Annotated in this window: 2 protein-coding genes; both read right to left on the reverse strand. The window is 73.9% G+C overall.

Annotated features, from left to right (window positions below):
* A partial coding sequence (locus CCL05_RS38140) for a hypothetical protein (protein ID WP_167409696.1) occupies positions 1–1450 on the reverse strand: 1450 nt, incomplete at its 3' end.
* 342 nt (positions 1451–1792) lie between these two features.
* On the reverse strand, positions 1793–3043 hold the full coding sequence (gene purD, locus CCL05_RS38145) for a phosphoribosylamine--glycine ligase (RefSeq protein WP_086565207.1): 1251 nt from the start codon (positions 3041–3043) through the stop codon (positions 1793–1795).
* Positions 3044–3348: the final 305 nt, after the last annotated feature.

Here is a 3348-nt window from a genome sequence, read left to right on the forward strand (position 1 = left end):
GTGTGGCGGTGGCCGGCGGGCTCGGCGTCGGGGTGGCTTCCTCGCGGGACAGTTCGGCTCTGAGGCGGGCGGCGAGGGTGGCGCTGCGGGGGGTCGTGCCGGAGAGGTCCTCTTCGTCGTTCGGGGGTGGTTCGGGGCTCCGGGGGGCGAAGCGGGTCTCTCCGGTCTCTCCCGCCTGGTCCGTCAGGTGGTCGAGGACGCGGGACAGAGTCGGGCCGCCGGTGTTCGGGGCCGGGCTGCCCGGGGCCGGGCGGACGCCCATGGCGTCCAGGACCCGGTGGAGCCGGGCCGCGTCGACGCGCCACTTGCGGTCCACGACCTCCTCCGGATACTCGCTCCAGCCCACCGGCGACCAGTCGGGACGGGGCCCCGCCGGGCCGCCGTGGAAGAGGCGGGCGGCGAGGAGGGAGGCGGCCTCGTCGACCGTGCCCGGCTCCTCCAGCAGATCGCAGGCGGGCCGCTCGCCGAGACGGGACGCGAAGCCCTCGGCCAGACGGTCGCGGCGGGACAGCTCCGTGAGCGCCGCGACCACTCCGGCGTCCAGCCGGGACGGCCAGCGGCCCATCCGCCAGGCGGGCAGCGCGACCCGGGTCAGCAGCCGGTCCCAGCCCGCGTACGCCAGGCCCACCTGCTCCTGGGCGACGATCCGCAGCCCGTAATCCACAGCCTGTGCACGCTCCGCGGCCGCGGCCGCCACGCCCCGCTCCATCTCGCCGGCGTGCACACGGCAACTGCGCAGCAGCAGCCGGGCCACCCAGCCGACGCCGGCCAGCACGGCCCGCGACACCGGTCGGCGCTCCGGCGCCGAGGCCACGGCCACCGCGGCGTCCAGCCCTCGGACGAACCGCCGGGCGGCGGCTATGTCCGGGTGCGCCGAGGGGCCCGTACCGGCGACGACCGGGGCGAGGACCGCGCGCAGTTCACCGACCCGCATCCACCACAGGAAGGGGGAGCCGATGACGAGGACCGGCGCGACCGGATGCCGGCGGTGCGGGTGTCTGTCGCTGCCCGCTATGTCGTCGTGCTCCTCGGCGGGGGGCGGGCCGTGGGCCCGGTGGGTGCGGTCCTCCAGCCAGCTGTCGCAGTCCGGTGTGAGCGCTATCGCGGAGGGCGCGGGGACGTCGAGGCGGTCGGCGAGGTCGCGCACCATCCGGTAGAGGTCGGGGGCCGACTCCTCGGCGATCGGGATGGTCGGGCTCATGGCGGGCCGGGCCCGGGCGACGACCAGGGCGACACCGGCGGCGGCGAGCAGCACGAGGACCGCGACCGGCGTCAGGGTCCAGCGGGCGGCGTCCCAGCCGGGGCCGACGAGTCGGCCGGTGGGGGCGCCCGCGAGCAGGATCACGGCGACGGCGGCGGGCAGCAGGGCGACGGCCAGCGCGCGGCTGCGGATGCGCAGCACGACCAGTGCTCGTGCCCGCGCGGCCTGCGCGCCTGCCTCCACACCCATTCCGGTCACGACCGACCTCACCCCCTCCCCGTTGACCTGACGCTTTCCTTGCTCACTCCCCCACTGTGGCACCCGCCACTGACATCGCAATGCCGGTGGGCCATGTGCCGGAACGCTTGCGCGGCACCCTAGTTGGGGCTCCACCCCCCGTCAGCCGGATAAGACATCGGTCACTCGATGGAATGGCTTTGGGGAAAGGTGGATGACGGACAGCGAGGATCAGGCCTCGCATACCGAAAACTTCAGGCCCCGGATCCTGAGACGGATCCGGGGCCTGTGGGGTTCATCGAGAGGGGCGGTTTCCCACGTTGGTGTGACGCAGGGGTCCGGTGTTGACCGTCGTTACGCGCCGGCCGCCTTCGCGGCGATGTCCGTGCGGTGCTGGGAGCCGTCGAGGCGGATGCGGCCGACGGCCGTGTAGGCGCGGTCGCGGGCCTCGGCGAGGTCCTTGCCGGTGGCCGTGACGGACAGGACGCGGCCGCCCGCGCTGACGATCGCGTCACCGTCACGCTTGGTGCCGGCGTGCAGCACGTACGCGTGCGGGGCGTCCTGGGCGGCGACCTCGTCGAGACCGGTGATCGGGTCGCCGGTGCGCGGGGTGCCGGGGTAGTTGTGCGAGGCGACGACCACGGTCACGGCCGCGTCGTCGCTCCAGCGCAGCGGCTCCAGGTGGGCGAGGTTGCCGGTGGCCGCGGCCATCAGGAGACCGGCCAGCGGCGTCTTCAGCCGGGCCAGCACGACCTGGGTCTCCGGGTCGCCGAAGCGGGCGTTGAACTCGATCACGCGCACGCCGCGGGAGGTGATCGCGAGACCGGCGTAGAGCAGCCCGGAGAACGGCGTACCGCGGCGCTTCATCTCGTCCACGGTCGGCTGGAGGACGGTCTGCATCACCTCGTCGACCAGCTTCGGGTCGGCCCACGGCAGCGGGGAGTAGGCCCCCATGCCGCCGGTGTTCGGGCCCTCGTCGCCGTCCAGGGCGCGCTTGAAGTCCTGGGCGGGCTGGAGCGGCACGACCGTCTCGCCGTCGGTGACGGCGAACAGGGAGACCTCGGGGCCGTCGAGGTACTCCTCGATGACCACGCGCTCGCAGGCGGCGGCGTGCGCCCTGGCGGTCTCGATGTCGTCGGTGACGACGACGCCCTTGCCGGCGGCGAGCCCGTCGTCCTTGACCACGTACGGAGCGCCGAAGGCGTCGAGGGCCGTGTCGACCTCCTCGATGGTCGTGCAGACGTACGACCGTGCCGTGGGCACCTCGGCCGCCGCCATGACGTCCTTCGCGAAGGCCTTGGAGCCCTCGAGCCGAGCGGCCTGCCCGGACGGGCCGAAGACCGGGATGCCGGCCTCGCGGACGGCGTCGGCGACACCGGCGACCAGCGGCGCCTCCGGGCCGACGACCACGAGGTCCGGGCCGAGCCGCTTGGCCAGCTCGGTGACGGCCGTGCCGTCCAGGGCGTCGACCTGGTGCAGCTCGGCGACCTCGGCGATGCCGGCGTTGCCGGGGGCGCAGTGCAGCGCGGTGACGTCGGGGTCGTGGGACAGGGAGTGGCACAGGGCGTGTTCGCGGGCGCCGCTGCCGATGACGAGGACCTTCACGGGGGTCAGCCTAACGGGAGGTGGCGGGTTCCCTTTGTGCGGGCTTCCGAAGGGGGTGGGGATCTTGGCTTGGAGGTTCCTCCAAGGCGGGGGGCTTTGGCTGGTTGCCCGGACCTAGGGCTCGTTCGAGTTCCTAGGGCTCGTTCGAGAACTCCTCCACCACCGTCGCCCCCAGCTCCCGGACGATCAGCTCCTGGCCGGAGAGGGCCGACTCGTCGAGGTCGGGATCGTCGTCCTCGGGGATGTCGTCCTCGACGGAGACGGACCGGGGCGCCGGGGCGGAGGGCTGGCACTTATACACATCT

Origin of the sequence: Streptomyces africanus (assembly GCF_002150735.1) — a bacterium.
Lineage (GTDB): Bacteria > Actinomycetota > Actinomycetes > Streptomycetales > Streptomycetaceae > Streptomyces > Streptomyces africanus.